Source organism: Bacillus pumilus, from assembly GCF_038738535.1.
Taxonomy (GTDB): domain Bacteria; phylum Bacillota; class Bacilli; order Bacillales; family Bacillaceae; genus Bacillus.
In genome coordinates this window covers 2,994,286-3,018,081 of the sequence record NZ_CP046128.1, presented here as the reverse complement: position 1 = coordinate 3,018,081, position 23,796 = coordinate 2,994,286, and the positions used below count along the sequence as shown (strand labels likewise).

The window sequence follows — 23,796 nt, the reverse complement described above, 5'->3', positions numbered from 1 at the left end:
CGAAGTATGACAATCACGACATGTTTTTGAAACATAAATGTAATAAAAATATTAGCTCATTTTGTCGATGTCTCATGTATAATGAAAATCGTGGATTAAAACAAAGACATATATTTAGATATTTTACTATACATAATGAAACACCTAGTGATAGAAACAATCTGGTCAACATCTGACTGATCAATCAGGAAGAAAGACATAGATAGCACAGATTGGCCGCAGAGAATTTGCTGCTTTCTCATGTCGCTTGGAAATTGTCAAAGGAGGAACTATTCGTGAAAAAGTTTATTACTTTCGGTTTAGCTTCGGTCATCGGAGCGAGCGGTTTATTTATCCCATTTACTCATGAAGCAAACGCACAGAACTTTGAACAAAAGAAACAAGAGCTGGACAGCAAGCAATCTGAGGTCAACAAAAACCTTCAAAAGAAAAAAGATGAGCTTTCAAAGCTTGAAGCAAAACAAGAGGCACTTGCACTAAAGCTAAAAGAAATTGACGAGAAAGCTTTAAAAACAAGTGATCAAATCGAAGAAAAACAAAAAGAAAATGAACAAACGAAAAAAGAAATCAAAGCACTGAAACAAGAAATTGCTGATACTGAAAAACGTATTGAAGATAGAAACAAATTCTTGAAAAAGCGTGTACGTGCGCTTCAAGAAAGCGGCGGTTCTACGAAATACATAGATGTATTACTAGGAGCGAAAAGCTTTAGCGATTTCATCAGCCGTGCAGGTGCAGTATCTACACTCATCAACGCAGACAGCGAAATCATTAAAGAGCAAGAAAAAGACAAAGCTGAGCTTCAAAAGTCTGAAAACGAATTAAACACAAAGCTTGAAGATGTTCAAAAGACACTTGCAAAGCTTGAAACGCTTCAAACAGACTTGAATAAACAGCTTGATGAAAAAGACAAGCTATTCAAGCAAGTGAAAAAGCAAAAGGGAAGTGCATCTTCTGAAATCAGCGAGTTAAACAGTGAGGCTAACAGCATTGCATCTGAAAAAGACGCAACAATCGCTGCTCAAAAACAAGCTGAAAAAGAAGCGAGAGAAGCAGCTCAAAAAGCAAAAGAAGAAAAAGCACAAAGACAACAGCAGCGTCAAGCGAGTGTTCAAGCGGAAGACAACAGCTCAACTAACGACAGCAGCCCGTCTTCAAATAACAGTAACAGTGGATCTTCAAATAATAATAACAACAGCAGTTCACCAAGCAAGAAGCCATCTTCTGGCGGTGGATCACCTGTCAGCAGTAACGTAGGCGGAATCGAAGGTGCAATCAGCACAGGTTCTACCATCGTTGGACAATCTCCGTATAAATGGGGCGGCGGCAGATCACAAGCCGATATTGATGCACGTCGTTTTGACTGTTCTTCATTCGTTCGCTGGGCATTCGCATCAGCAGGCATCAACCTTGGACCAGTTGGCGGTACAACAACAGATACGCTTGTAGGTAAAGGAAGAGCTGTAAGTGCATCTGACATGAAACGCGGAGACCTTGTGTTCTTTGATACGTATAAAGTAAATGGACACGTTGGTATTTACTTAGGAAACGGTACATTCTTGAACGATAACAGCTCTCGCGGTGTTTCAGTTGACTCTATGAGCAATGTTTACTGGAAAAAAGCATTCAATGGCGTTGTGAGAAGAGTCGTTGAATAAATCGTTACTTACTATATAACCGTAAACAGGCTTCCTTAAACAGCAGTTTAAGGAAGCTTTTTCTTTTTTTGAAGATATGAGCAAATGATTCGCTTATTATCCGCAGATTTAATAGGATATGGGTAAGGAATAAAAGTAAGAGTGGAATTGATGCTCTCTGTCATGAATGGAAGCATCACCCAAGGGCATTCTAATAAGAAATGCTAGCAGCAATTGAAGAGGGAGTGACAGTTGTGTCAGAAGAAAAAATCTACGATACGATCATCATTGGAGCGGGACCTGCCGGAATGACAGCCGCTGTTTATACATCACGGGGAAATCTTTCAACATTGATGATTGAAAGAGGGATTCCAGGCGGTCAAATGGCAAATACGGAAGATGTCGAGAACTATCCTGGCTTTGAAAGCATTTTAGGGCCAGAACTTTCAAATAAAATGTTTGAGCATGCGAAGAAATTCGGTGCTGAGTATGCATATGGCGATATCAAAGAAATCGTAGACGGTGAAGAGTACAAAATCGTCAAAGCCGGTTCAAAAGAATACAAAGGACGCTCTGTCATTATTGCGGCAGGTGCTGAATACAAAAAAATCGGTGCACCAGGTGAAAAAGAACTTGGCGGCCGGGGCGTCTCTTACTGTGCAGTATGTGACGGTGCTTTCTTTAAAAACAAAGAGCTCGTGGTCATTGGCGGTGGAGACTCTGCGGTAGAAGAGGGTGTATACCTCACACGCTTTGCGTCAAAAGTAACGATCGTTCATAGACGCGATAAACTTCGTGCACAAAGCATTTTACAAGCGCGTGCTTTTGATAATGAAAAAATCGACTTCATGTGGAACAAAACCGTTAAACAAATTAATGAAGAAAACGGTAAAGTCGGCAGTGTGACCTTGATTGATACGGTGACTGGTGAAGAAGAAGACTTTAAAACAGACGGCGTCTTTATCTATATCGGGATGCTCCCACTATCTAAACCATTTGAAAATCTCGGCATTACAAATGAAGAAGGATATATCGAGACAAACGAAAGAATGGAAACAAGAGTGGAAGGCATTTTCGCCGCTGGTGACATTCGTGAAAAAACACTCCGTCAAATTGTGACAGCAACAGGTGATGGAAGTATTGCCGCACAAAGCGCACAGCATTATGTAGAAGAGCTTGCTGAAAAGCTGAAAGCAGCGAAATAAATGGCTGTCGTAAATCCTTAATATAGCGTCATGGGCTTTTAACTGGAATGTAACACGGGTGAAATAATTATCCGTTATGATAAAACTAGTAATTGACCCCCTTTTATAAGGAATACATGTTTGGCACGGATGAGAATCCGTGTCCTTTTTTTTGCTTAAAATCAGAAATTCATGAGATGTTCACAAATGACGCATGGAGAACCATTAGATGCTGTAAAATAAAGAGTAGAGAAATTGCCCGCCACCTCTTTCAGACGAAATCCGGTCTGTTTTCGGTGAAGAAGGGGCATGTTCATTGTGAGAGTCAGGATGAACCTGTATAATAAGTTAAAGACATAAAAGAGTAGGTGACAGCTGATGCAACGAGTAACCAATTGTGTGCTGCATCACGAAGATCAAGTTCTCTTGCTGCAAAAGCCAAGACGGGGCTGGTGGGTAGCGCCGGGCGGCAAAATGGAAAGCGGAGAATCGGTCAAGGATTCAGTCGTTCGAGAGTATAGAGAAGAAACAGGAATTTATATTTTAAATCCACAGTTAAAAGGTGTTTTTACCTTTATCATAAAAGAAGGCGATCAAATCGTTCAAGAGTGGATGATGTTCACCTTTATGGCAGATTCATTTACTGGAAAAAACGTGACAGAGTCAGAGGAAGGCATTTTAAAGTGGCATGAAGTAAAGGATGTGCCTCATTTACCGATGGCACCAGGAGATTCTCATATTCTTGATTTCATGCTAAAGGGAAAAGGACTTCTGCACGGTACTTTTACGTATACACCTGATTTTGAATTGATTGCTTATCGGTTAGATCCTCAAGGAGACTAATACATGAACCGTTTTCATAAAGAAGGAGAGGAAGCAGGCATGAATACGAACAAACAAGAAGATATTCAGCTTGTGATTATTACAGGAATGTCAGGTGCGGGGAAAACCGTTGCCATTCAAAGCTTTGAAGACTTAGGTTACTTCTGTGTAGATAACTTGCCGCCATCACTTTTACCGAAGTTCCTAGAGCTCATGAAGGAATCGAATTCTAAGATGAGCAAGGTCGCCCTTGTGATGGATTTACGCGGACGAGAATTCTTTGACAGCTTAATTGCAGCTTTAGATGAAATGAGTGATCTTGGCTGGATCACACCAAGAATATTATTTCTAGATTCAAACGATAAGGTGCTTGTCTCAAGATACAAAGAAACGAGACGTTCGCATCCCCTTGCGACAACAGGTTTGCCCCTCGAAGGAATCGCAATGGAACGCGACCTGTTAGAAGAGTTAAAAGGCCGGGCTCAAATGATTTTTGATACATCGGATTTAAAACCAAAACAGCTTCGAGAAAAAATTGTCGCGCACTTTGCCACGAACCAAGGGCAGGTGTTTACAGTGAATGTGATGTCCTTCGGTTTTAAATACGGTCTGCCGATTGATGCTGATCTTGTATTTGATGTGAGATTTCTGCCGAATCCTTACTATATTGAGAGCATGCGTCCACAGACTGGAAACGATGAAGAAGTGCGCTCCTATGTAATGAAATGGAGCGAGACACAAAAATTCACAGAGAAATTAATTGACCTTCTCAGCTTTATGCTTCCGTCCTATAAACGAGAAGGAAAAAGCCAGCTTGTGATCGCTATTGGCTGTACAGGCGGACAGCACCGATCAGTGACGCTAGCTAACTACTTATCGGAGTATTTTAAAAATGACTACTACACTCATGTCACTCACCGGGACATTGAAAAGAGAAGCAGAAAATAGATGACGACACTTCCAAAGGTGGTCATTCTTGGTGGGGGCACTGGCTTATCTGTTTTGCTCAGAGGGCTAAAAACAAAGCCAGTGGACATTACCGCTATTGTAACGGTTGCTGATGACGGAGGCAGCTCAGGCAGACTGCGGCATGATTTGAATATTCCGCCTCCAGGCGATATTCGAAATGTCCTTGCAGCTCTCTCTGATGTTGAACCGCTTGTAGAAGACTTATTTCAGCACCGTTTTAACAAAGGGAATGACTTAACAGGCCACTCTCTTGGCAACCTCATTCTTGCGGCCATGACAAATATAACCGGTGATTTTTTTCATGCCGTCACAGAAATGAGCAAGGTCTTAAATGTGAGAGGAAAAGTCTTGCCAGCAGCGAATTCAAGTGTTGTTCTTCATGCTGAATTAGAAAACGGGCAAGTGGTGACAGGAGAATCAAAAATCCCAACCTACGGTGAGCGAATTAAACGAGTGTTCCTCACACCCGATACGATTGAACCGCTCCCAGAATCGATTCAAGTCATTCGTGAAGCTGATTTGATCGTCATTGGGCCAGGCAGCTTGTATACGAGTATCCTGCCAAACTTGCTTGTACCGCATATTGGCGAAGAAGTGATTCGCTCGAAGGCGAAAAAAGTGTATATTTGCAATGTCATGACGCAGCCAGGGGAAACGCTTTCCTACAGTGCAGCTGATCATGTGCAGGCATTAAATGATCATATGGTTCGTCCATTTATCGATACCATTTTTGTGAACAATAAAGAAATTCCAGAAGAGATCAAAGCAAAATATGCAGAAGAACAGGCACAGCCTGTACAGTTCGACACAGATGTACTCAAGGCAATGGGACTGGAAGTCATCCCTGGGGAAATCATTACATATGACCAGCATGTGATTCGTCACGACACGCTGAAAGTAGCCTCGCTGCTTGTCGACCTGCTGCATAAGAAAAAATAGGAATGGGGGTGGCAAGGATGTCATTTGCATCCGAAACAAAAAAAGAGCTGACTAATCTGGACGTGAAGGACTGCTGCACAAAAGCAGAGCTTTCTGCCCTCATCCGTATGAACGGTTCATTATCTTTCTCTAATCGAAAATTAATTCTAGATATACAGACAGAGAACGCAGCCATCGCAAGACGGATTTATACGCTGCTGAAAAAGAAATATGATGTCACAGTCGAGCTGCTCGTTCGTAAGAAAATGAGATTAAAAAAGAATAATGTGTATATTGTCAGACTGGTAGAACGAGCGAAAACCATTTTAGAGGATTTGAAAATATTAGGTGAGCAATTTGTATTTGAGCGCAATATTTCAGAAGAGCTTGTAAAGAAAAGATGCTGCAAGCGCTCCTATATGAGAGGTGCTTTTTTAGCAGGCGGTTCTGTGAATAATCCAGAAACGTCTTCCTATCACCTTGAGATTTTTTCACTATATAAAGAACACAATGATGCCCTTTGTGAGCTGATGAATCAATTTCAACTCAACAGTAAAACACTTGAGCGTAAAAAAGGATACATCACGTATATGAAAGAAGCCGAAAAAATTACCGAATTCTTAAGCGTTGTAGGTGCGCATAATTCACTTCTTCGCTTCGAAGACGTTCGGATCGTCCGTGATATGCGAAATTCCGTGAACCGGCTCGTCAATTGTGAAACAGCAAACTTGAATAAAACGATTGGTGCATCACTGCGCCAGGTCGAGAACATTCAATTCATTGATGAAAAAATTGGACTTGATGCCCTGCCGGATAAGCTGCGTGAAATTGCAAAACTGCGAGTCGACTATCAAGAGGTTACGCTAAAGGAACTGGGAGAAATGGTGGAAAGCGGCAAGATCAGCAAATCAGGCATTAACCACCGCTTAAGAAAGCTAGATCAAATTGCAGAACAATTACGAAACGGACAAGCTGTTACACTCAAATAGGAGAATGAAAAAGGGAGGCAGATCATATGGTGGAAAAAACGGTCACCATCCAGTTAAAAACAGGCTTGCAGGCACGTCCCGCTGCTTTGTTTGTACAAGAAGCCAATCGCTTTGGGGCTGAAATTTTTCTAGAGAAGGACGGAAAAAAAGTCAATGCGAAGAGCATTATGGGTCTCATGAGCCTTGCGATCAGCTCTGGGGTCACTGTCACACTGATAGCAGATGGTGCGGATGAACAAGAAGCCATTGATGCGTTAACGGATTTTATCAATCAAGAAAACTGAGTCTCTTCACAGACTCAGTTTTTTTAGAAGGGAATGAATATGATGCAATCAGCATTTTTACAGAAGATCGGATACGAAGGCCAGTCCATCACCTTTGATGATCTGCCTGTATTATTAAAAAAGATGGCCTACACCTTTCCATTTGAAAATAGATCTGTGCTGAACAAACAATCCTATGCCTTGAATCAAGAGGGGTTGAAGCAGCATCTTCTTGAAGGAGAAAGAGGAGGTCTTTGCTACGATCTCAATCCTCTCTTATATTATGTGTTAAAAGAGGCAGGGCTTGCTGTACAGCTCGTTCAAGGGACCGTGTATAACAAAGAAGCGTGCACATGGGCAATTGATGGCACGCACGTAGCCATGACGTTGAACCATCACAACGAACGCTTCCTTATTGATGCGGGATTTGGTGTGAATTTACCTCTTCAGCCTGTACCTTTTACAGAAGAATGGGTGGAAGGAGCGTCTATTCGGTTTCGAGTCAAAGAAGAGGAAACCGAAAAAGGAACGCATCTGCTCCAATTAGATAAGGGGGAAGGCGCTGAAACAGGCTATGCTTTCACATTGGAAGAGGTGAGCGAGCCTACTTTGGTCCAAATGAGACATGAGATTTATGAAAATGAAGCCTCTCCTTTTAACAAAAGACCGCTTGCGTCAAAGCTCACACCAACAGGACGTGTAGTCGTCACCGAGGATCATGTCACCACACATGAACATGAAGAAGTGTCGAAAAAACCGCTGCCTCTGCCTTTTGAGGAATACGTGAAAACTCTTTTGCCGTAAGCAGCATCAAAAAAACAGCCCTACGTCAAATGGGGCTGTTTTTTGATTGATTATCGAATACGTGTGAAAGTTGCATAATGGTCTGTTGTTTTGTAAATGAGCCAGTCACTTGAATACACGAGGCGGTCAGCATTTCGGAAGCCAGAGACGTAGTTGATATCTGCCTCACGCCATGTTCGGCCGCTTGCTGAAGGAAGACGTCCCTCCCGGTTAGAGAAAACATCTCCACCGATGCTTTTACCTGGGGCAACCTCTGCTAGATTTCCCTTTGATGCCACCCATCCAAGAGCACTTGCTTGTGATTTTGTGATGTAGTTATCAGGCAATCGTTTGTAGCGAATTAAATAATCTGCTACACCATCAAACGTATTAATGACGGCAAGGGTATGAACATCTGATGTAAGTTGAATAGTAGCTGTTTCATTTGTGGCGGTCTGTGTAAGAGGTGTTTCGGCATAGGCTTGCTGCGGAATAAAACCAGAAAACAGAATAGCAGCGATCAGAGCAAACATAGTAAAAACCGAACTGATTTTTTTCATCTTCATCCTCCTATTAAGGAAATCGGATGCTGTCCTCTTGATGCTTGTCTACCTCATATTATAGCACCCGAACATGAAGGAAATGTAAAGAAACAGGTTCTTTGCTAAAATGAGGCTTTTTTCCTGATAACCTTCTGATGAAATAAATAAAAAGACGCAGCTCCGAATCCTGCGTCTTTTCCGATTAAGATGAAGCAAGCTCCTTCACAATATCAACAGGGGCTTTGCCATCAATTCCATGAATCACATTATGAATGGCTCGTTTCAGCATAAGATCCCGTGTTGTTTCAGTAGCAGAACCGATGTGAGGAGCAAGTGTGACATTGTTCATTTCTTTGAAAGGATGTTTCTCCTGAAGCGGTTCCTGCTCAAACACATCAAGACCTGCGCCTTTGATCCATCCCTCCTGAAGCGCTTGAATGAGGCTTTTTTCATCCACTGTTTTCCCGCGTGAGATGTTTACAAATAAAGCCGTTTGCTTCATTAACTTCAATTCCCGTTCTCCAATCATATGATACGTTTCATTGGTCAGCGGTGTAATCAACACAATGATATCGGCTTGCTTTAGCAGGTCATCAAGTGTGCAATATAAAGCGCCATATGCTGATTCAGCCTTTTCATTCCGGCTGCGGTTATGATACAGGACATTCATATCAAAACCATGTGCGGCTCGTTTGGCTACTTGCTCTCCGATTCGTCCCATGCCAATAATGCCAAGCGTTTGATGATGGACATCGATGCCAAAGATATCTTCTTCCTGTACAAATTTCGTCCATTTCCCCTCGCGGATAAAACGATCAAGCTCGGCAATTCTTCGCGCAGAGGAAAGAATGAGTGAAAATGCAAGGTCAGCAACAGTATGATCGAGTGTATAAGGCGTGTGCGTTCCGATTACGCCTCTTTGCCTCATCGCTTCTATATCGAAGTTGTCATAGCCAACAGAGTTATTGCTCACTACTTTGAGTTTTGGTGCGTGATCTAATAGCTCTTGATCGATTTTCGTTCCAGACGTTAAAAGACCATCAGCATGCTGCAGTTTTTGAAACAAAATACCTTTTGGAATGGGGTCTTTGGATTGCCACACCTCGTATGTACAATGTTCCTTTAGTATTTCCTCAAAAGAGGCAGGTAATGGTTTGGCGACAAAAATGTGTGGTGTCACAGTCTACTCGCTCCTTTCACATGATTATCTTGCTCCTTTTATTATAAAGCAACCATTTCGGCTGAACACGTTTGAAGGTTATCTGCTCAATATTTAATATACTAAAATAACGGAAAAGAGAGACATTTTCTTAGTGAAAAAGTATATTCATATGCCATCTGATTCATTTTTTACAAAGATAAGAGTCAGCTAATGGGTGATGTGACATATGAAAAAGCCTGATTTTTTGAGAGATTATCTGACAAACTGGAAAATAGATCGAGATTTTTTGATAGAAAAATGATTATATTTGAAACGTATTAAACGGGAAGGTCGTTTTCTACTAAACCATTTCATCGTCTTTTGGCGATCAGAGAACGATAGATTGAAAGGAAGACCGCGTCTCTCTTACGATGAAGCGGAAAATAGAGAAAATGATGACTTTTTTTCTCATCGTTTTCTCATTTTTTTCTTTTTTTTCTATCATTTTTCTTCTCTATGCTTGAGAACACACGAAAGAAAAGGGGGACAGGCAGGGACTTACGTGACTTAAAAAAAGATGGGAGATGGCAAGATGGGATCAAAATTAGAACAGATTCTTCAGCACAATTCAGAGTTCGTACAAGAGAGACATTATGAGCCTTACAAAGCGGGGAAATTTCCCGAAAAGAAACTGGTCATATTAACTTGTATGGATACACGTCTTTTGGAATTATTGCCGCAATCCATGGGGCTGCGCAACGGTGATGCCAAGATCATTAAAAATGCGGGCGCCATTGTAACTCATCCGTTCGGCAGTGTGATGAGGAGTATTCTACTAGCCATCTATGAGCTAAAGGCAGAAGAGGTATGCATTGTAGGACATCATGAATGCGGAATGGCAGGTCTTGCGGCAGATCCTTTACTTGAAAAGGCGAAAGCACGCGGCATTGAAGAGAAATGTTTGAGCATTGTGAAAAACTCAGGAGTTGATTTAAAGGGGTGGCTGACAGGCTTTGATTCGGTTGAAGAGAGCGTGTCCCAAAGTGTGAAATTGGTCAAAGAGCATCCATTGATGCCAAGTGATGTGGCTGTTCATGGACTAGTCATTCATCCAGCAACGGGAAAGCTGGATGTTGTTGTGAAAGATAAACAGATTGACGCGCAGTATACCTAAATCATCTACACATACTTGAAGGAGGCCAACACATACCATGCGTTTTTATGGAAGATTTGAAGGATATGATTCATCAAAGTTTAGACGCGATTTAATCGCTGGGCTTGTCGTGGGCGTTGTGGCAATTCCTTTAGGCATGGCTTTTGCCATTGCATCTGGTGTCGGACCAGAATATGGATTATACACAGTCATCGTTGCCGGCATTTTGATTTCATTGTTTGGTGGTTCAAAGTATCAGATCGGCGGGCCGACTGGGGCGTTTGTTCCGATTTTATTTGGTATCGTCAGCCAGTATGGTATCGAAAACCTACTCATAGCCGGTTTTATGGCAGGCTGTATGCTTGTATTATTCGGAATATTCAAACTAGGGAAGCTCATGAAATTTATTCCTCGTCCGGTTATCATCGGCTTTACTGCTGGCATTGCTGTCATTATTTTTTTAGGGCAGATTGCCAACTTCCTCGGATTAAAGGGTGTTGAAAAACATGAAAGCTTTTTCCTCAATATGAGAGAAATTGTGGTCCATCTCGGTACCGCAAACAGTCTTGCCATCATCACAGCCGTTATTGGGCTCATCGTGATTGTGGCGGCTCAAAAATACATTCCCAAAATACCTGGTGCTCTATTAGGTCTATTGGCTTCAACGTTTCTAGCTGTTCTCTTTTTCCAAGGACAAGTTGAAACGATCGGCTCGGCATATGGGGAAATTCCTCGTCAGCTGCCAAGCTTCGCTTTTCCTGAATTAACAATTGAAAAAATGATATACCTCCTGCCTCCAGCGATTGTCATTGCACTTTTAGGCGGAGTGGAGTCAATCTTGTCAGCTATGGTTGCTGATAATATGAAAGGCTCAAAGCATGACAGCAATAAGGAGCTTGTCGGACAAGGGATCGCCAATATGGCGGCACCGCTGTTCGGAGGAATTCCGGCGACTGGGGCGATTGCCCGTACGGCAACAAACATCAAAAATGGCGGAGCAAGCCCGATTTCTGGTGTGGTACATGGCGTCGTCGTGCTGCTCATCTTAATGCTATTTGCGCCATATGCGTCGATGATTCCACTTGCTGCGATGGCACCGATTTTAATGTTTGTTGCTTGGAATATGAGTGAGAAAAAAGAGTTTATCAATATTGTAAAAGTGAAAAATGCGGATTCACTTGTACTTGTTGTGACCTTCCTGCTGACGGTCATCGGTGATTTGATTATTGGCGTCACCGCAGGTCTCATTTTAGCATTTATCGCTTTTATCAAAAAAATGAGCCAGACTACCAGCATTCATACTAATGTTGCGGTTCCCCAAATGGAAACGGCAGCTGCTTTAGAAAAACAGACAGACCAGCGAGGTATCAGTATGTACTCCATTGAAGGGCCGCTGTTTTTCGGAACAACAGATTCATTGGAAAATTCGATTTTGGACCATGTTCAGACAAAGCCGAAAACGCTCATTCTGCTCATGAATAAAGTCAATTATATGGACACATCAGCAGAAGCGGTTCTGATGAATATCTCCAATCGTTTAAAGCATCATAATGGAAAGCTGATGATTGTCGGACTTCAATCACAGCCTAAAGAGCTTTTGCGTCGAACGGGTCTTTTTCATCATATTGGAAAGCAGCATTTCTTTGAACGAACAGATGATATCTCGCCACAGCAGTTATAAGGTGGAAAAAAAGCACGTGACAATGTGGTCACGTGCTTTTCACTTGCTCTATTTCTTCTGAAAAACGCTTTGTGAGTTTCTGTTGATGAGAGGAGAAGACCTCTTCTACTGTGACATCATAGAGATTGGCTAAAATAAGTAGATTCGCTAACACATCACCCATTTCTTCAACGAGTTCTTTCTTCAACTCGGATGATTTTTGTCTTTGCTCATCAGGCCGGTCACGTCCGATCTCTATTGCTCTAACAGCACGAGCGAGTTCTCCCGTTTCTTCCATGAGGAAGCCTAACCGGATAAACGGCCCGTATTTTGTCCAATTTCTCATTTCATAAAAATCCTTGATCCACTTCTCCATCTCCGTTGTTTGCATTTTCTTTATACAGCTCCTTATATGGTGTTTGCCTTTTGATTTTACACTATATATAGATAGATCGGCTGTTTTTTTACAATTAATTATAGTAGAATGAGTGGGGAGAAGAAATCATAGAGAGAGATGGAGCTGTTCTGATGAAAACGATTTGTGTGTTTGCTGGTTCGAATCCAGGCGTGAAGGACGTCTACAAACAAAAGGCTGTAGAGCTGGGGACTTATATGGCAGAGCAAGACATCCGTCTTGTATACGGCGGTTCACGAATTGGATTAATGGGTGCCATTGCAGATGAGGTTTTAAGACAAGGCGGGCAAGTGATTGGGGTCATGCCTAAAGGGCTTTTTAGAGGAGAAGTTGTGCATCAAGAGCTGACAGAATTAATCGAGGTAACAGGAATGCATGAACGAAAAGCGAAAATGAGCGAGCTGGCTGATGGATTTATTGCGATGCCCGGCGGCTTTGGTACATATGAAGAATTATTTGAGGTGCTATGCTGGGCACAAATCGGCATCCACCAAAAGCCAATCGGCTTGTATCAAGTGAATGAGTATTTCAATCCGCTCATTGACATGGTGAAGTTTAGTGTACAGGAAGGTTTTTCGAATGAATCACACCTTCAATTGTTACATGCTTCCAGCGAACCGGAGGAATTAATCACGCAGATGGCTTCTTATCAAACACCATCTCTTCAGCAGAAATGGACAGAGTTGTCTTAAAGCGTTTTTGAATCACAAAAAACCGTCTGTTCAAGGAGCAGACGGTTTGTTTTGTCATATTATTTTTGTTCTTCTGAATTACGGGTCAAGACTTTGTCAATAAGTCCGTATTCAAGTGCTTCTTCCGCTGTTTTGAAGTTGTCACGATCTGTATCGCGCTCAATCACTTCAATTGGCTGACCAGTACGTTCAGCAAGTACTTGGTTCAGTTTATCGCGTAAAGAAAGGATTCGTTTTGCCGCAATTTCAATTTCTGTTGCTTGACCTTGGGCACCACCTAGTGGTTGGTGAATCATGACTTCACTGTTTGGAAGGGCATAACGCTTACCTTTTTCACCAGCAGCAAGCAGGAACGCACCCATAGATGCAGCCATACCAATACAAATGGTTGATACCTTTGGTTTAATAAATTGCATCGTATCGTAAATGGCCATACCAGCTGTGATCGAACCGCCAGGGCTGTTAATGTAGATAGAAATATCTTTTTCTGGATCTTCAGCTTCTAAGAAAAGCAGCTGTGACACGATGGAGTTGGCAACATTGTCATCGATCGCAGAACCAAGCATGATAATACGGTCTTTTAAAAGACGAGAATAAATGTCGTAAGCTCTTTCCCCACGATTTGTTTGCTCAATGACTGTAGGTATTAAATTCATAATGTTCCTCCTTCACCTTTTAGGTAAGTATGTAATTCAATGATACATTTTTGGTCAATAAAGGTCAAACAAAACGCTGACCTAAATTCAAATACCCCTATCCATTTTCCCCAAACTCATTCCACTTCAAACCATCATATTAGTCTATGTATCCAAAAGAAGAAAATACATGTTCAGGACTGATGATTAATCATTGCTTTCTTGCAGCATTTCCCTTATAATTTGATATGCTGACGTTCAAAAACATATCGTGCGCTCGTAGCTCAGTTGGATAGAGCGGTGGTTTCCGGTACCACGTCTGCCGGGGGTTCGAATCCCTCCGAGCGCGTACTTGATCTTGTTCACGACCGATAAAGGTCCAATGAAACCCTCTCCTTTGAGAGGGTTTTCAGATTGTTGACAAAGGGCTAAAATGATCTTTATTTTAGCCCTTTGTCTTCTTTTCAGCATGATAGAAAACCTTTGAAGTCTAGGAAGGACGAGCACCGAAGCGGAGCGAATTTAACATTCGTGAGCATCGGCGCACAGGACTGACACCGAATGCGAGGGTTTGTCTACACGCTGAAACCCTCTCCTTTGAGAGGGTTTTTTCGTTTACACATATATATCCTTCACTTTTAAAATTTTTCATTTATGACTAGCCATTTATGCTATAATTAATAATCATTCTCAATTAAAGGTGGTTTCACTAGTGAAAAAAATGATTTGGCTGGTCAGTCTGCTGGCATTATTATTAGTGGCATGCGGGCAGAAAGAGAATAAAGAGCAAGCAGCAAGTACACGTACATATACAACTGAAACGGGTGAAAAGATCACCATTCCCGCCAAGCCGAAGCGTGTTGTTGTGTTAACAGCGCAGCTTGGAAATTTTAAAAAGTTAGGTGTGACACCTGTTGGCATGACAGATGTTTACCCAGAATCGTCGTTTTTAGATGAATCAGGTGTGAAGCGTGTACCGATCGAAAATGTGGAGGCGATTGCCAAGCTAAAGCCTGATTTGATCATTGCATATTCCCAAAACGAACAGATTGAAAAGTATAAAAAGATTGCCAAAACGATCACGTTTACGACAAGTGAACACAGCTTCAAAGAGATGCATATTGAAATCGGAAAGATTCTTGGAAAAGAAGCGTTAGCGAAAAAACAAATACAAGAAATGGACGAGCAGCTGAAGAAAGACGGCAAAGAGGTCAAAGCAAAAATTGGTGATGACAAGACGTTCTCCATTATGGACGTGCAGCCAAAGCAAGTTTACTTATTTGGTACAGACTTTGGCCGCGGCGGGGAAGTCATCTATCAAGGCTATGGGTTCAGCTTGCCTGAAAAGGCAGAAAAAGCTCTTCCGAAAGAAGGCTATCTTGGTATTTCATTAGAAGAGATGAACCAGTATACAGGTGACTATTTACTTGTACCCACAAAGGATGGAAAAGCACCGAATCTTGATATCACAAACAGCGGTGTATGGAAAAAGAATCGAGCGGTGAAGCAGGGACATGTTCTTTATTATTCAATCAACGAATTTATCTATGCAGATCCGATCTCAATTGAAAAACAGTCTGCTGCGTTTAAACAAATGCTGCTCAAAAAATAATAGAAAAAAGACAAAGCACATAACATGGGGCTTTGTCTTTTTTCTTCTTGTCATCTCTTAAAATACTGGCCATAAGACTCATTTCTTCCCTTTACAGGCGTATTTGTTGAGCCTGCTGGCTGTATATGATTAACATGGAAGAGAATTGACAATGAGGAGGGATTTCTTGTGGCGAAGATTTTATTGATTACATTTCCAGCTGAAGGGCATGTGAACCCTATGTTAGGGATCATCAAAGCATGGGCGGATCGAGGAGATGAAGTACATGCGGTCACAACTGTACATTATGAGCAGCGAATCAAACGCTTAGGAGCTCACGTACATAAACATCCAGACTATATTCGTACATTACATGTGGATGAAGGAAATCTCGATTCCATGCAGCCGTTCTTTCATGCCATGCTGCAAACATCATTTGATATTTTAGAGGTGGTGGAAACACTTTCTCAGCAGCATTCATTTGATTTTGTCTATTTTGATATGTTTGGGGCAGGGGAGCTTGTTCGAGATTACTTACAAATTCCAGGGATCGGCTCAAACCCATCTTTTGTGCTGCAAGAGGCGCATTTTGATACACCGCTATACAGAAAGGATGAGAAAGCCGGTCATCTGTTAGAAAACATACAAGAGCGTTTTGGCGTTCAGCCAACGCGTTTGATGCAATTCATGAAAAACCGCGGAGAGCTCAATATCGTGTATACAAGTGAATATTTCCAGCCGTCTGTCGATGCAGTGAACGACTCGTTTGTTTTCATTGGACCGAGCTTTCTAAAAAGGGCAGATCAGCATGATTTCCCGCTGGAAGCACTTGAGCAAGAAAAAGTCGTCTTTATTTCGATGGGCACCGTACTTGGGGATACAGAAGCATTTTTTAATATGTGTATTGATGCCTTTGCCGACTTTGACGGAAAAGTGGTGCTCGCAACAGGTGAAAAAGTGGATCGGTCTCTCTTGAAAGAGGCGCCGTCTCATTTTCTGATAGAACCTTATGTACCGCAGCTTGAAGTGCTTGAGCTGACAGATGTGTTTGTGACCCATGGCGGAATGAACAGTGTCAATGAAGGCATTCATTATCACGTTCCGATGGTCGTCATTCCGATCGACAAAGATCAGCCGATGGTCGCACAAAGACTGACAGAGCTATCTGCTGCCCGTGCACTTGATAAAGATCAGCTGACAGCAAAGCAGCTAAGAGAAACCGTGGAATCTGTTCTGGGAAGTGACACGTACCGTGCTGGGATTGAAAAAATTGAAGAAAGCTTCCAAACAGCAGGTAGAACAGAAAAAGCATTGCGGGTGATCGATCAATTGTTGCAAACGAAACAGACTCAATCGTGAGTCTGTTTTTTTGATAAAAAAAGAGATTGTATTCCCCATTTCTGTATGATATTATTCAATTCGTAATCATTTCGATTAATAATCGTAATGATTACGATAATATAAATTTGGGGGAAGTACATATGAGTGATCAGCCTGTTTACATAAAGAAAAAGCAATCCTATGTAACATACACCTTGATGCTGTTTTCAGTCATGGCATGTTTTTTATTGGCATCATGCTCTGATAATAAAGCATTTTCCAGCATGAATGACAGAGAAGAAGATGAGCTGGTGTATGCAAGTACAAAAGATATAAGGGACATCAATCCCCATTTATATGGTGGAGAGATGGCCGCTCAAAATATGGTGTTTGAATCGCTTGTCGTCAATACCGAGAAAGGCGTTCAGCCTGCCTTAGCGAAAAGCTGGGATATTTCAAAAGATGGAAGGACCTACACCTTTCACCTTCGAAAAGGCGTGACTTTTTCAGATGGCGAGCCTTTTAATGCAAAGGCAGTGAAAATGAACATGGACGCTGTCGTCAAAAATATTGAAAAGAACGCTTGGCTTAATCTCGTATCCGAAATCAAATCCACAAAGGCGGTGGATGACGATACATTTGTTCTTACGTTAAAGGAGCCTTATTACCCTACGTTAGAAGAACTGGGCTTAACACGCCCCTTCCGTTTTATTTCTCCAAAAAGCTTCATTGATGGAACGACAGCAAAAGGAGTTCAAAGCTATGCAGGCACAGGTCCTTATGTGCTAAAGGAACATAAAAAAAATCAATATGCCGTTTTTAAAGCGAATGACCACTACTGGGGGAAAAAGCCAAAAATTTCAACAGTAAAGTGGAAAGTCATGCCGGATCACCAAACGATTTTACTTGCCCTGCAAAAAGGAGAGATTGATCTCTTATTTGGAGCAGATGGCGACATGATCGACGGAGACTCATTCCAGGCTTTAAAGGAAGCAGGTCAATACGGTGTGACCGTGAGTCCTCCTGTTGGTTCAAGATCGATCGTCATCAATTCAAACCAGCCAATGACAAAAGATCCGAAAGTCAGAGAAGCGTTTCAATATGCCATTCAAAAAGAGATGATCACAAAAGGCATTTTAAATGGAACGGAACAGGTGGCACATACGCTGCTTGCCCCGTCCGTTCCTTACGCAGATATCCCGCTGAAAAAGAAAACCTATCAAAAAGAGAAAGCAGAGGCATTACTGGATGAGGCAGGCTGGAAGCTGAAAGAAGACGGCTACCGCTATCAAAATGGCAAAAGGCTGAGTGTCGCCATTTACTATAATTCCGATAATGCAGGTGAAAGAACGATAAGTGAATCCATTCAACAAGATTTCAAGCAAGTGGGGATCAAGCTGGATATTAGAGGAGAAGAAAAACAGGCGTTTTTAGATCGCCAAAAAACAGGGAAATTCGATCTGATGTACTCGCTATCGTGGGGACTTCCTTATGATCCACAAACCTATGTTTCTTCGTTCCGCGTAGCATCGCATGCTGATTATCAAGCCCAGTTAGGATTGAAGAAGAAAAAGTGGCTGGACGAGACGATTACGAAAGTATTGGTAGAACCAGATGAGCAAAAGCGGAAACAAATGTATCGAGACATCTTGATGTATATCCATGATGAAAATGTCTACATCCCAATTTCTTATTCTGTGACAAAGGCTGTTTATAATAAGCGCCTGAAAGGCATAGGTTTTCATGTGTCACAGTATGAAATTCCCTTTGACCGTATGTATTTTTCTTCATAAAGCGGAGGCAGAAAGATGACACGCTATCTCTTAAAACGAATATTACTGCTTTTCCCACTCATGATCTTTATCACCTTCTTTGCTTTTGTACTGCTGACGATGCGGGCAAGTGATCCAGCTGAGGTCGCTTTGCGGGTGAATCAAGTCACTCCAACAGAAGACATGATTGAATCGATGCGGCAGGAGCTAGGCTTAGATCAGCCATTTCTTATACGATATGCCACATGGCTTAAAGATGGATTAACAGGTGATTTTGGCAGGAGTTATGTTACACAAGAGCCAGTTTTTGATCTCATCATGGAGGCGCTGCCTGCCACATTGCAGCTTGCAGGAGCAGCGCTCTTTTTCATCATTGTATTGAGTTTGTTATTCGGAGTGATCTGTGCATATGCTGCTCATACATGGGTAGACCGAGTACTGAGAGCCTTTGTGTTTATCGCTGCTTCAATGCCTAGTTTTTGGTTAGGGATTTTGTTTATTTGGCTTTTTTCTGTCAAATTCAATTGGGTCAATACGAGTGGAATGGAAGGATTCAAATCAATTCTTCTACCAGCTGTCACACTATCACTTGGGTACTTATCAACCTATGTGAGACTGATCCGCAATCAAATCCTGAAATTTCAGCACGAGCCCTTTGTTTTTTATGCAAGAGCTCGCGGTTTAAAGGAACGGGCTGTTCAACTGAAAGTGATGAGACATGCACTTCAATTAGCTGTGACAGCACTTGGCATGTCTATCCCAAAACTCATTGCTGGCACAGTTATTATTGAAAATCTTTTTGCTTGGCCAGGGGTTGGCCGGTTGTGTGTAACAGCTATTTTCCATGCCGATTTCCCTATGATTCAAGCCTATTTATTTGTGATGGGGTTCCTTTTTGTTGTGTGTAACCTCATGGCTGATGTTGTGCAAATGACCATGAATCCGCAGTTGCGAAAGGAGGTCTGAGAATGATGATAGGATGGCATCAATTAAGAAAAGACCGTATGGCGGTTGTTTCTATCTGGCTGTTAGCACTTGTCGCTTTAGCAGGACTGTTTGCACCAGTGTTAGCACCACATGATCCAACAGAAACGAACATTCTTCAAAAATATGCCGGCATCAGCCTGACTTATCCGCTCGGAACGGATCAGCTCGGGAGATGCGTATTGTCACGGCTTTTATATGGCATTCGGACTACGATGCTTGCGGCCATGCTGACGATGTGTATCACGATGCTCATTGGCAGCACACTTGGACTCATGGCGGGCTTCTTCCGAGGAAAAGTGGATGGCGTGTTGATGAGACTGTGTGATGTTATGCTCTCCTTCCCAGCAGAAGTGATGATTCTAGCTGTTGTGGGGATACTGGGGCCTGGATTATTCAATATTATTTTGGCGAATGTCCTAGCGAAATGGGCCTGGTATACAAGAATGATTCGTTCGTCCGTTCTGCAGTATGCGAATGAACCATCTGTTCAGTATGTAAAAGTGTCTGGCGGCTCCCCATTTTACATACTGAGGAAGCATTTATTTCCTCGCATTTCAGGAGAAATTGCTGTCTTTGCGACACTTGATGCGGGCTGGGTCATCTTAAATATATCTGCTCTGTCTTTTCTTGGGTTAGGCGTGAGCGCACCTACACCGGAATGGGGGATGATGCTCAACGAAGCGAAGAATGTCATGGTGACACATCCAGCCCATATGCTTGTGCCTGGCCTTGCCATCTTATTTGTGGTCATGGCGCTGAACTTTTTAGGAGACAGCCTTCAGCAGGCCACGACCCCTGCCATGCATCACAACAATCAAAAGGGAGGGAGACCATTTGCTTTTCATCGACGTAAAAAATCTGTCCGTACATGATCCAGTGCAGCAAAAGGATTTAGTGGCGAACATAACGTTCTCCCTACAGCAACAACGTTGTTTAGCTGTTATTGGAGAAAGTGGAAGCGGAAAATCAACCGTCGCAAAAGCGTTAATTGGCTTGATTCCTTCTTCGCTAGAAGTGGAGGGAGCGATCATGTTTGACGGCGAAACATTGACAACTCAGACAGCTGAGCAGTGGCGAGGCAAACGAATTGGCTTCATCTCACAAGATGCGATGAATGCGTTCAATCCCATCGAAACCATTGGTCATCAAATGATGGAAACGTTCCAGCGTCATTTGGGCTTACAAGGAAAAGAAGGGAAAGCACATGCTATCGCAGGACTTGAGCGTGTTCATTTAAAAAATCCAAATGAATTGTTGAAGCAATATCCTTATGAATTATCTGGCGGTATGCTTCAGCGAGTGATGATTGCGATCACGATGATGCTTTCTCCTAATGTGATCATTGCCGATGAGCCAACGGCGTCGCTTGATGCATATAATCGGCGTGAAGTCATCATGCAATTACAGAGGCTGAAAGAAGAAACAGGCGCGGCCTTGATCATCATTTCGCATGATTTAGGCGTCGTTCAGGCGATCGCTGACGAGGTGTTGGTGGTGCATCAAGGCGAGATGCTTGAGCATCGCCCAGCTGATAAGGTATTCACATCGCCTGAGCATCCTCAAACGAAGCATTTACTTGAGACGAGGCGCCGATTATCTGTGCCTCTTGAAGCACTGCGGCAGCAGCAGAGAGTGAGGGCATTTCCATGTTGATTACAGCTGATAGCCTCATCAAGCATGGAGAGAAGAAAGGTTTCTTCTCTCGACAAATGCAGTCAAAACCACGCATATCAAACGTCTCGTTTGAAATCGAAAAAGGACAATGTGCCGGGTTAGTCGGTGAAAGCGGCAGCGGCAAAAGTACATTGGCAAGAATTCTGCTCGGTTTAGAAAAAATAGATGGCGGCAAGGTACAGATTGATGGAAAGCCAGCTGACACATGGCGAAAGATGAACCGAGGAAAAATGAGTGTTGTCTTTCAGGATTATCGATCTTCTGTTCACCCCTCCTTTACGGTGAAAGAAATCGTTGCTGAGCCTATGCGATTGTTAAAGCAGGAAAAAAATGTGGATCAGAAGGTTTTATCGTTGCTTGAACAAGTCAGACTACCCTCTTCTTTGCTGTATCAATATGCACATCAGCTAAGCGGCGGTCAGCTCCAGCGAGTGTGCATTGCACGAGCCATATCAACGCATCCAGCCATTCTCATACTAGACGAAGTCCTGAGCTCACTGGATGTCTCTGTTCAGGTGCAACTATTGGAGCTGCTCGAGACATTAAAACAAGAGCTAGACATGACCATCCTTATGATTACTCATGATATAGAAGCGGCGGTGTATCTATGTGATCGTCTCCTTTTTTTACATGAAGGAAGCATAGTGGAAGAATGCAAAAAGGATGAACTGCTTGATGCGGTCCACCCATTTACGCTGAAATTAATGGACTCACTTATGCCATTTCAGCTTGACAAAAAATAACCAATCTTTTATCGTATACGTAACAAACGACGGAAGGGTGACCCAATGCAATGAAGTACTAATCCTATGACCTGTAAGCAAAATGAAAAAACGAAGGCAGTGAGCAAACGATTGGTTTGCCATGTTTGCTGCGTTTTCATTTTTTAGCTTCGGAATAGGATGGTACAGCTTGGGAATCAAAGAATGAGGTGATTGATACGGGGGATGTGTGTGTTCAGATAGGAACGCGGCACGTCATCCTGGATTGATCTGCTTATTTTTGTACACCATTTTGCCTCCTATTCTGAGAATGGGAGGCTTTTTCATGTCTCCTGATACGAAAGGAGAGGGTTGGATGTTATTAAAAGCCAATCAGTTAAAGATTTTTCGAAAAGATCGATTGTTATTTGATATTGAGGAGCTTGCCATCCATCAAGATGACCGCATCGGCCTTGTTGGAACAAATGGCAGCGGGAAAACGACTTTATTGCATGTGCTGGCGGGGCAAGAGAAACCAGACAGTGGCACGTTTGCTGCCACAACAACTTGTACACTGCTTCCTCAGCTGAAACAAGCGGATGGCACACAGAGCGGTGGTGAGATGACCCAGACTTATATTGAAAGAGCGTTAAACCGTCCTTCTGCCCTTTTATTAGCAGATGAACCGACGACTCATTTAGATACAGAGCACATTGAGTGGCTGGAAGAGAAGCTGCATCATTATCAAGGGGCCCTCATTGTCGTTTCACATGATCGTGCTTTTTTAGATGCGGTATGTACGGAGATTTGGGAGCTGGATCATGGACGGCTTAATCAATACAAAGGCAACTACTCGCAATTTGCACAGCAAAAAGAGCTGGCGCATCGTCAGCAGGTGGAAGCGTACGAAGCTTATACACAAAAGAAGAAACAGTTAGAGCATGCGCTTGAAAAGAAAAAGAAAAAAGCCGACAAAGCAACAAAGCCATCCCAAAAGCTGAAATCCTCAGGGCCAAAAATTGCAAAGCCCTACTATGCAAATAAGCAAAAAAAGCTGCAAAAAACAGCCAAATCCATTGAGACAAGGATGGAGAAATTAGAAAAGGTTGAGAAAGTAAAAGACATTCAGCCCATTCAAATGACTCAGCATACAATGAAGGAAGTAGCGAGCCGTACTATTTTGCGAGTGAAAAATGTAGATGGCAAGGCGGGCGATCAATTGCTTTGGAAGCAGGCAAATGTGGAAGTGAGAGGCGGGGACAAAGTCGCCATTATCGGCAAGAATGGGAGCGGGAAAACGACATTTCTCCGAATGCTGGTGAATGGGCATCCCGGAGTGTCTCGCTCAGAAGCTGTCAAGCTCGGCTATTTTCGTCAGGATCTTTCAGGATTGAAGGTAGATGAATCGATTTTACAAAATGCGCTGAAAGAGGCTGTTCAAGATGAGACAGTGGTACGAACGGTTTTAGCGAGACTCGGATTTCGAGGGGATGATGTGCATAAACCTGTTAGGGTGTTAAGCGGGGGAGAACGGGTGAAGACCATGCTTGCGTCCTTGCTTGTCAGCGATGCCAATGTCCTCATGCTGGATGAACCGACGAACTTTCTAGATCTGTCGGCAGTTGAAGCGCTCGAAGGTCTATTGAAGGATTACCCGGGTACCGTTGTGTTTGTATCCCATGATCGCAGACTGATTGAGAAGGTGGCCACTCGTATTTTCCATGTTCACGAAAAACGAATTGAAGCATTTGACAGCACATATGAAGCGTATAAACAAAAGGACGACAAACCAGCTGTTACACAAAGAGAAGAGGAGCTTCTTTTAATTGATATGCAGCTGTCTGAAGTGCTCAGCCGTTTAAGTATTGAGCCGTCTCAGGAGCTGGAAGAGACATTTCAAGCATTATTGAAACAAAAGAAGTCTTTGGAGTCATAAAGAAAACCCCTG

General features: G+C 42.6%; 23 protein-coding genes and 1 tRNA gene. 20 read left to right on the top strand and 4 right to left on the bottom strand.

What is annotated here, in order from left to right; genetic code table 11:
• Positions 1-275 precede the first annotated feature (275 nt).
• From GKC25_RS15465 to GKC25_RS15430, 8 genes are all read left to right on the top strand, one after another.
• A complete protein-coding gene (locus GKC25_RS15465; protein WP_034660078.1) occupies positions 276-1,658 on the top strand; it encodes an NlpC/P60 family protein in 1,383 nt (460 codons plus the stop codon).
• 233 nt (positions 1,659-1,891) lie between these two features.
• Positions 1,892-2,842 carry a thioredoxin-disulfide reductase gene (trxB, locus tag GKC25_RS15460; RefSeq protein WP_034660715.1) on the top strand — a complete coding sequence of 317 codons (951 nt, stop codon included), beginning with the start codon at positions 1,892-1,894 and terminating at the stop codon, positions 2,840-2,842.
• A 357-nt stretch (positions 2,843-3,199) separates the two neighbouring features.
• On the top strand, positions 3,200-3,664 hold the full coding sequence (locus tag GKC25_RS15455; RefSeq protein WP_003213484.1) for an 8-oxo-dGTP diphosphatase: 465 nt from the start codon (positions 3,200-3,202) through the stop codon (positions 3,662-3,664).
• 39 nt (positions 3,665-3,703) lie between these two features.
• A complete protein-coding gene (gene rapZ, locus GKC25_RS15450) occupies positions 3,704-4,591 on the top strand; it encodes an RNase adapter RapZ (protein ID WP_034660713.1) in 888 nt (295 codons plus the stop codon).
• Positions 4,592-5,551 (top strand): gluconeogenesis factor YvcK family protein, encoded by a 960-nt coding sequence (locus GKC25_RS15445; RefSeq protein ID WP_034660077.1) that lies wholly within the window; start codon positions 4,592-4,594, stop codon positions 5,549-5,551.
• 17 nt (positions 5,552-5,568) lie between these two features.
• Complete coding sequence (gene whiA / locus GKC25_RS15440; RefSeq protein WP_034660076.1) at positions 5,569-6,519, top strand: DNA-binding protein WhiA; 951 nt, start codon at positions 5,569-5,571, stop codon at positions 6,517-6,519.
• A 26-nt stretch (positions 6,520-6,545) separates the two neighbouring features.
• Positions 6,546-6,803: an HPr family phosphocarrier protein gene (locus tag GKC25_RS15435; RefSeq protein ID WP_034660075.1), complete on the top strand. Its 258-nt coding sequence runs from the start codon at positions 6,546-6,548 to the stop codon at positions 6,801-6,803.
• 39 nt (positions 6,804-6,842) lie between these two features.
• Positions 6,843-7,586: an arylamine N-acetyltransferase family protein gene (locus GKC25_RS15430; RefSeq protein ID WP_034660073.1), complete on the top strand. Its 744-nt coding sequence runs from the start codon at positions 6,843-6,845 to the stop codon at positions 7,584-7,586.
• 50 nt (positions 7,587-7,636) lie between these two features.
• On the opposite strand, the gene GKC25_RS15425 is transcribed toward GKC25_RS15430, so the two are convergent.
• Together GKC25_RS15425 and GKC25_RS15420 are read right to left on the bottom strand one after the other, a co-directional pair.
• Positions 7,637-8,125 carry a ribonuclease gene (locus GKC25_RS15425; RefSeq protein ID WP_034660072.1) on the bottom strand — a complete coding sequence of 163 codons (489 nt, stop codon included), beginning with the start codon at positions 8,123-8,125 and terminating at the stop codon, positions 7,637-7,639.
• A gap of 184 nt (positions 8,126-8,309) precedes the next feature.
• On the bottom strand, positions 8,310-9,287 hold the full coding sequence (locus tag GKC25_RS15420) for a D-glycerate dehydrogenase (RefSeq protein ID WP_342689846.1): 978 nt from the start codon (positions 9,285-9,287) through the stop codon (positions 8,310-8,312).
• 553 nt (positions 9,288-9,840) lie between these two features.
• Here GKC25_RS15420 and GKC25_RS15415 point away from each other — a divergent pair.
• Positions 9,841-10,422 carry a beta-class carbonic anhydrase gene (locus tag GKC25_RS15415; protein ID WP_034660712.1) on the top strand — a complete coding sequence of 194 codons (582 nt, stop codon included), beginning with the start codon at positions 9,841-9,843 and terminating at the stop codon, positions 10,420-10,422.
• Positions 10,423-10,459: 37 nt separating this feature from the next.
• On the top strand, positions 10,460-12,082 hold the full coding sequence (locus tag GKC25_RS15410; RefSeq protein ID WP_342689845.1) for a SulP family inorganic anion transporter: 1,623 nt from the start codon (positions 10,460-10,462) through the stop codon (positions 12,080-12,082).
• Between the two features lie 28 nt (positions 12,083-12,110).
• On the opposite strand, the gene GKC25_RS15405 is transcribed toward GKC25_RS15410, so the two are convergent.
• Positions 12,111-12,452, bottom strand: a complete 342-nt coding sequence (locus GKC25_RS15405; RefSeq protein WP_034660068.1) for a MazG nucleotide pyrophosphohydrolase domain-containing protein — start codon at positions 12,450-12,452, stop codon at positions 12,111-12,113.
• 137 nt (positions 12,453-12,589) lie between these two features.
• On the opposite strand from GKC25_RS15405, the gene GKC25_RS15400 reads away from it, so the two are divergent.
• A complete protein-coding gene (locus GKC25_RS15400; RefSeq protein WP_034660067.1) occupies positions 12,590-13,168 on the top strand; it encodes a TIGR00730 family Rossman fold protein in 579 nt (192 codons plus the stop codon).
• 59 nt (positions 13,169-13,227) lie between these two features.
• Here the strand turns inward: GKC25_RS15400 and clpP are convergent, their stop codons facing one another.
• Positions 13,228-13,824, bottom strand: a complete 597-nt coding sequence (clpP, locus tag GKC25_RS15395; RefSeq protein ID WP_034660066.1) for an ATP-dependent Clp endopeptidase proteolytic subunit ClpP — start codon at positions 13,822-13,824, stop codon at positions 13,228-13,230.
• Positions 13,825-14,076: 252 nt separating this feature from the next.
• Here clpP and GKC25_RS15390 point away from each other — a divergent pair.
• From GKC25_RS15390 to abc-f, 9 genes are all read left to right on the top strand, one after another.
• A tRNA-Arg gene (locus GKC25_RS15390) sits at positions 14,077-14,152 on the top strand.
• A gap of 372 nt (positions 14,153-14,524) precedes the next feature.
• Positions 14,525-15,415: an ABC transporter substrate-binding protein gene (locus GKC25_RS15385; protein ID WP_223249916.1), complete on the top strand. Its 891-nt coding sequence runs from the start codon at positions 14,525-14,527 to the stop codon at positions 15,413-15,415.
• A gap of 168 nt (positions 15,416-15,583) precedes the next feature.
• Entirely contained in the window at positions 15,584-16,753 is a 1,170-nt protein-coding gene (locus GKC25_RS15380; protein WP_342689236.1) for a macrolide family glycosyltransferase, read from the top strand.
• A 122-nt stretch (positions 16,754-16,875) separates the two neighbouring features.
• Positions 16,876-18,507 (top strand): nickel ABC transporter substrate-binding protein, encoded by a 1,632-nt coding sequence (gene nikA / locus GKC25_RS15375; RefSeq protein WP_095285759.1) that lies wholly within the window; start codon positions 16,876-16,878, stop codon positions 18,505-18,507.
• A gap of 15 nt (positions 18,508-18,522) precedes the next feature.
• Entirely contained in the window at positions 18,523-19,452 is a 930-nt protein-coding gene (gene opp1B, locus GKC25_RS15370; RefSeq protein WP_034660061.1) for a nickel/cobalt ABC transporter permease, read from the top strand.
• Between the two features lie 5 nt (positions 19,453-19,457).
• Entirely contained in the window at positions 19,458-20,345 is an 888-nt protein-coding gene (gene opp1C, locus GKC25_RS15365) for a nickel/cobalt ABC transporter permease (protein WP_095285780.1), read from the top strand.
• A complete protein-coding gene (locus tag GKC25_RS15360; RefSeq protein WP_342689844.1) occupies positions 20,308-21,126 on the top strand; it encodes an ABC transporter ATP-binding protein in 819 nt (272 codons plus the stop codon). The genes opp1C and GKC25_RS15360 overlap by 38 nt, the downstream gene beginning before the upstream one ends.
• Positions 21,120-21,890, top strand: a complete 771-nt coding sequence (locus GKC25_RS15355) for an ABC transporter ATP-binding protein (RefSeq protein WP_034660059.1) — start codon at positions 21,120-21,122, stop codon at positions 21,888-21,890. Before GKC25_RS15360 ends, GKC25_RS15355 begins: the two co-directional genes overlap by 7 nt.
• Before the next feature lie 334 nt (positions 21,891-22,224).
• Positions 22,225-23,784 carry a ribosomal protection-like ABC-F family protein gene (gene abc-f / locus GKC25_RS15350; protein WP_342689977.1) on the top strand — a complete coding sequence of 520 codons (1,560 nt, stop codon included), beginning with the start codon at positions 22,225-22,227 and terminating at the stop codon, positions 23,782-23,784.
• Positions 23,785-23,796: the final 12 nt, after the last annotated feature.

What these genes read in the sequence shown, in the direction of transcription:
- GKC25_RS15385 (WP_223249916.1), top strand. Translation starts at nt 14,525, where the DNA reads ATGATTTGGCTGGTCAGTCTGCTGGCATTATTATTAGTGGCATGCGGG.
- opp1C (WP_095285780.1), top strand. Translation starts at nt 19,458, where the DNA reads ATGATAGGATGGCATCAATTAAGAAAAGACCGTATGGCGGTTGTTTCT.
- opp1B (WP_034660061.1), top strand. Translation starts at nt 18,523, where the DNA reads ATGACACGCTATCTCTTAAAACGAATATTACTGCTTTTCCCACTCATG.
- rapZ (WP_034660713.1), top strand. Translation starts at nt 3,704, where the DNA reads ATGAATACGAACAAACAAGAAGATATTCAGCTTGTGATTATTACAGGA.
- GKC25_RS15415 (WP_034660712.1), top strand. Translation starts at nt 9,841, where the DNA reads ATGGGATCAAAATTAGAACAGATTCTTCAGCACAATTCAGAGTTCGTA.
- GKC25_RS15355 (WP_034660059.1), top strand. Translation starts at nt 21,120, where the DNA reads ATGTTGATTACAGCTGATAGCCTCATCAAGCATGGAGAGAAGAAAGGT.
- GKC25_RS15410 (WP_342689845.1), top strand. Translation starts at nt 10,460, where the DNA reads ATGCGTTTTTATGGAAGATTTGAAGGATATGATTCATCAAAGTTTAGA.
- GKC25_RS15405 (WP_034660068.1), bottom strand. Translation starts at nt 12,452, where the DNA reads ATGCAAACAACGGAGATGGAGAAGTGGATCAAGGATTTTTATGAAATG.
- GKC25_RS15400 (WP_034660067.1), top strand. Translation starts at nt 12,590, where the DNA reads ATGAAAACGATTTGTGTGTTTGCTGGTTCGAATCCAGGCGTGAAGGAC.
- GKC25_RS15435 (WP_034660075.1), top strand. Translation starts at nt 6,546, where the DNA reads ATGGTGGAAAAAACGGTCACCATCCAGTTAAAAACAGGCTTGCAGGCA.
- clpP (WP_034660066.1), bottom strand. Translation starts at nt 13,824, where the DNA reads ATGAATTTAATACCTACAGTCATTGAGCAAACAAATCGTGGGGAAAGA.
- whiA (WP_034660076.1), top strand. Translation starts at nt 5,569, where the DNA reads ATGTCATTTGCATCCGAAACAAAAAAAGAGCTGACTAATCTGGACGTG.
- nikA (WP_095285759.1), top strand. Translation starts at nt 16,876, where the DNA reads ATGAGTGATCAGCCTGTTTACATAAAGAAAAAGCAATCCTATGTAACA.
- GKC25_RS15425 (WP_034660072.1), bottom strand. Translation starts at nt 8,125, where the DNA reads ATGAAAAAAATCAGTTCGGTTTTTACTATGTTTGCTCTGATCGCTGCT.
- abc-f (WP_342689977.1), top strand. Translation starts at nt 22,225, where the DNA reads ATGTTATTAAAAGCCAATCAGTTAAAGATTTTTCGAAAAGATCGATTG.
- GKC25_RS15455 (WP_003213484.1), top strand. Translation starts at nt 3,200, where the DNA reads ATGCAACGAGTAACCAATTGTGTGCTGCATCACGAAGATCAAGTTCTC.
- GKC25_RS15430 (WP_034660073.1), top strand. Translation starts at nt 6,843, where the DNA reads ATGATGCAATCAGCATTTTTACAGAAGATCGGATACGAAGGCCAGTCC.
- GKC25_RS15445 (WP_034660077.1), top strand. Translation starts at nt 4,592, where the DNA reads ATGACGACACTTCCAAAGGTGGTCATTCTTGGTGGGGGCACTGGCTTA.